At 66.5% G+C, this 3,965-nt stretch carries 6 protein-coding genes and 1 pseudogene; all 7 read right to left on the bottom strand.

Features of this window, described 5'->3' with window-relative positions; translation table 11 throughout:
- Positions 1 to 410: hypothetical protein (locus tag IBL25_RS24795; protein ID WP_187781130.1), on the bottom strand; the 410-nt coding region annotated here is incomplete at its 3' end.
- Positions 400 to 642 carry a hypothetical protein gene (locus tag IBL25_RS24790; protein ID WP_187781129.1) on the bottom strand — a complete coding sequence of 81 codons (243 nt, stop codon included), beginning with the start codon at positions 640 to 642 and terminating at the stop codon, positions 400 to 402. The genes IBL25_RS24795 and IBL25_RS24790, both read right to left, overlap by 11 nt.
- Positions 632 to 1,012: a hypothetical protein gene (locus IBL25_RS24785; RefSeq protein WP_187781128.1), complete on the bottom strand. Its 381-nt coding sequence runs from the start codon at positions 1,010 to 1,012 to the stop codon at positions 632 to 634. The genes IBL25_RS24790 and IBL25_RS24785 overlap by 11 nt, the downstream gene beginning before the upstream one ends.
- Positions 1,009 to 2,253, bottom strand: a complete 1,245-nt coding sequence (locus IBL25_RS24780; protein WP_187781127.1) for a DNA cytosine methyltransferase — start codon at positions 2,251 to 2,253, stop codon at positions 1,009 to 1,011. Before IBL25_RS24780 ends, IBL25_RS24785 begins: the two co-directional genes overlap by 4 nt.
- Positions 2,250 to 2,564 carry a hypothetical protein gene (locus tag IBL25_RS24775; protein WP_187781126.1) on the bottom strand — a complete coding sequence of 105 codons (315 nt, stop codon included), beginning with the start codon at positions 2,562 to 2,564 and terminating at the stop codon, positions 2,250 to 2,252. The genes IBL25_RS24780 and IBL25_RS24775 overlap by 4 nt, the downstream gene beginning before the upstream one ends.
- Complete coding sequence (locus IBL25_RS24770; RefSeq protein WP_187781125.1) at positions 2,561 to 3,571, bottom strand: AAA family ATPase; 1,011 nt, start codon at positions 3,569 to 3,571, stop codon at positions 2,561 to 2,563. Before IBL25_RS24770 ends, IBL25_RS24775 begins: the two co-directional genes overlap by 4 nt.
- Before the next feature lie 10 nt (positions 3,572 to 3,581).
- Positions 3,582 to 3,965: pseudogene (locus tag IBL25_RS24765) on the bottom strand (hypothetical protein); the annotation flags it as partial.

The raw sequence follows: 3,965 nt of genomic DNA, 5'->3' as shown, positions 1-3,965 counted from the left end.
GCGTCTCGGCCTGCGGAAACGGGGTCGGAGGGGGCGAGGGCGGCGCGGACCTGCTCACCGACACTGGTCAAACGCCAGTCCGTCTCGAAGCACGCGAGCTTCAGCTTCTCCAAGCTAAACAGGTCTTCCTCGATGAAGGCAGTCCGGGCGAAGTTGGCCGCCCGGTATCCCTTGCCCGGTTCCATCGCGAGCAGAAGGTTCTTCTCCGCCCAGCTCATCTCGGGGATCTCCAGCTTCTCCCCCTCCCTCGCTGTGCTGGTGTCGCTCAACGACCGGCGGGCCATGGCGCAGAGGGCGAGGATCGCTTCGCAGCCGATCATTCCCTCAGCATTCGGATTGCGCGTCAGAAGCCCGTGCGCGTCACCTTCGATCAGCGCGATCTGCTCCAGCGTCAGGTTCTCACTCGACATTTGCGGGGTCCTTCATTGGCTTGCCGTCTAGGTCGATCTGGCGCCCTTGTGCATCGAAGTAGTTGGCCTCCGAGAAGTCACCGCCGACGCATTCGGGGCAGAGGATCAGCACCTTCGCGGTGCGCGGTGGATCAGTGGCATCGCGCGGGACATCCAAGGTCTGCTTGCACTTCGGGCATTCCAGCTTCACCTCCCGACGCAGGTTCCAGCCACGAGAACGGTCACTCGCCATGGCCCGGCTCCGTGCTGGGGGTGGGGTGGATCAGGGAGAGGATGGCCATGCGGACACGGATCGCGTGGTCGGCTTTCTCGTGCGCGTATCGCGTCCAATCGGGTTTCGGGTTCGTCGGGTAGAGCAGCCCGAACGCTTCGCTCGCTGCCTCCCGCAGCGCATGCTCACGAGCATCCGCGCGAGCCTGAGCCACAGCGGCGGCGACTAGATCCGCGCGCACATACTCGGTTGGAGGATCATCGGCGCACTCCGGAATGTCGGCCCACACGTTGTCCTGGCACCACGTCCGTTCCTCAAAAGGGTCGCGTGGGCTGAGCCAGATGCGCTCGTGATCAGGCTTGCTGTCAGGCGGAATGGCGGGGGTGCTCATGCGGCGATCCTTTCCTGCATCTGAATGCGCGAGCCGATCCAGCGCATGACAGGCACGGCCATGGAGTTGCCGAGCGCCTGGTAGCGCGGGCCATCGGCGGCGGGCTTGTTGCGGTAGGGGATCAGGGTGTGGTCGTCAGGGAAGCCTTGGAGGCGTTCGCACTCGCGGGGGGTGAGGCGGCGGACACCTGATGCCGACATCACGCCGTTATGCCTGCGCGCCCCATTGTTGGCGTCGAGCGTGGCGTGGGCATCTCCGGTTCGGACGCCGCTTTGGCTGGACTGAAAGGCAATCGCCGGCGGATGAGCCCCGGCAGCCAGAGGATGACAAGGATCCCCAGCCTTCGGGCTGCTGTAGTTGCTTGCGCTGGTGATTTGCGTGGTGTCGAAGGCCACATAGGTCTCAAGGTCGGCCGCGTGAGCCGACTGCGCCTGAGCCCGCAAGGTATGGGCGATGAACGTCTCCGTCTCGAAATCCTGCCGCCCCGCCGCGGTCTTGCAGGCATTCAGCGCGGCTGCCACGTCAATGGGGCCAGACGTATTGTTGCCCCCGAAGGCCACCAGCATCTCGCTACCGCCCCCGGCATCCCCGCCTTTGGCGCGTAGCGGGCTCAGTCCTTCTCCACATTCGCCGTTGCCGACAACGCCGAAGCCAACGCCTCGGGAAGCTCTTTCCCCCGCTTCTCGGCGCGGCGGAGAATTCCCGCGCAGGCTCGCGGGCTCAAGAAGTACCGCTGCGGCACGTCGCCAGTCTCCAGCACATCCGACAACGAACACACGCTTGCGTCGCTGGGCCAGTCCGAAGAACTGAGCGTCAAGCACTCGGTAGGCGAACCCATACCCGAGCTGGACCAGCCCCCCGAGGAAGGAACCAAAGTCCCGTCCTCCGTTGGATGACAGGACGCCGGGCACGTTCTCCCAAAGAAGCCAGCGGGGGCGAAGTCGGTCAGCCAGGCGAAGATACTCAAGGGCCAAGTTTCCGCGGTCGTCGGCCATGCCTCGCCGCAGCCCGGCGACGCTGAACGACTGGCAGGGGGTTCCTCCCACGAGAAGGTCGATTGGATCATGGTCACGGTGCTGGATCTCCGTGAAGTCGCCGCGCAAAGGCGTGCTGGGGAAACGGTGGGTCAAGACGGCGCGCGGGAAAGCGGCGATCTCAGAGAGGAATGAGGCGGACCAGCCAAGGGGTTCCCAGGCGATGGACGCGGCCTCGATGCCGGAGCAGACGGAGCCGAACCTCACGCCGCGATCCTCCGTGCTGCGATAATCGCCACCACCCCCGCGACGAACACCCCGAGCCCGGCAGGCTCCGGCACCGTCACCGGCTCACGTCCAGCGGATGCGGACAGGCTCGCTGGGAGGGTCGAGAAGGGGAATGCGGCGGAACCTGGCAGGCTGCTTGACGCCTCCGTCAGCGGGAAGATCGAAGAAGGCCGGTCGAGGATCTCCGCCCGCACCGCGTCCAAAGGGCCGGCGGGGGTCTCCATGGACGTGACATAGGCGGCGAGGGGAAGCGCCACGGTGGCGAGGCGGATGAGGGAGAGGGCGATCATGCCGCCTCCTCCTGGCCCGCCTCAGTCCGCTCATGCAGCGCAAGCGCCGTGGTCACCGCCTCATTCACCCGCGTTGCGAGCTCGCTCCGGTTCGCGGCCAGCCACGCGATCTGTTTCACCACTGCCGGGTCAGACGTGATGGCCTCCAGGGCCTCCATGCCATCAGCATCCTGGATGCGCTCGATCAGCTCGCGCACACCTTCAGCCACCCGGTCCACGGCCGGGCGGTCGGCGCCGGTCTCCGCCCACATGCGCAGCCGCTTGCCGGCGTCGTCACCGATGCGCTCTCCCTCGCGGAAGATGACGCGGAGCTCGTCATTCAGCTTGTGCTGGAGGTCGTAGCGCGGCTCGCCTGGCGTGTCGGGGTGCAGCGTCATGCTGCCCGAGAGCTCGAACATGAAGGACTTCTCGCAGATCGGCATGAAGCCCAGCGGCACGATCTCGGTACCCGGCCCGCTCTGCCGCTTGACGATCTTCACCTTCTCCTGGGCACGCAGGCAGAAGATCAGGTGGGTGCGGGTCTGGATCAGGCGCGACATCATGCGCTGGTGGCGCACCTTCGGCTTCTTCCAGGCCGGGGCCGTCATGGCCTCCACACGCGCCGGGTTGCCCTGCGCCATGCGCTCGGCCTCTGCAGCCTGAATGTCGGAACACCCGCCCTCGCCAGCCCACTCGTGCGACATGCTGTCGATGACGATCACCGTGGCACCGGCCTCTTCACAGGCGCGGATCGCCTCGATGTAGCGTTCCGGCGTAAAGGGCGGCTGGAAGTCCAGGTGCAGGAAGTCGAAGGTGCCCTTGGCGCTGTCGGCCTTCTCGCCGGCCTGCGGCGCATAGTGCAGCGCGCGCCCGGCCTCGGTGTCGATCACGGCGATGCGGCCCGTGCCATTGGCGATGCCCTTGGCCAGCTTCAGCGCCGAGAAGGTCTTGCCGGAGCCAGAGGCGCCAGCGATGCCGAAGAGCAGGCCGATCTTCTCGCGCACTGCCGGACGGATGGTGAAGCTCATGATGCGGTCCTCAAGCCCAAGGGGTTGCGGATTGGGTGACGAGCGGGCTGGAGCCACGCCAATCGCGGATTTGTTCCTCGCGAAGCTGGCGCTCTTCCCACTGCATGGAGACGTGATTGGGGGCGTCGATATGGGCGACGAAGGGCGGGTAGCCGGACCATGCGTTGTCGCGCAGGCACAGCGCCCACAGCTCCATCGCCGCCTCCATCTTCTGCCGGCCCAGGGCGATCAGTTCCGGTCCGCACTGGCAGACGGACAGGGCGTGCGGGGCATCGCGCTCCACCACGACGAAGCGCACGCCAGGGCAGGGGACGCCGCGCAAGGTCGAGCTCCCGCGCATGTTGAAGGCGGCCTGGATCGGAACCCCGCCCTTTGCCGCGGTCATGCCCCAGCC

The sequence above is a fragment of the Pseudoroseomonas ludipueritiae genome, from assembly GCF_014490445.1.
In the GTDB taxonomy this organism is placed as follows: Bacteria; Pseudomonadota; Alphaproteobacteria; order Acetobacterales; family Acetobacteraceae; genus Pseudoroseomonas; species Pseudoroseomonas ludipueritiae.
This window is presented reverse-complemented; position numbering and strand designations above follow the sequence as displayed.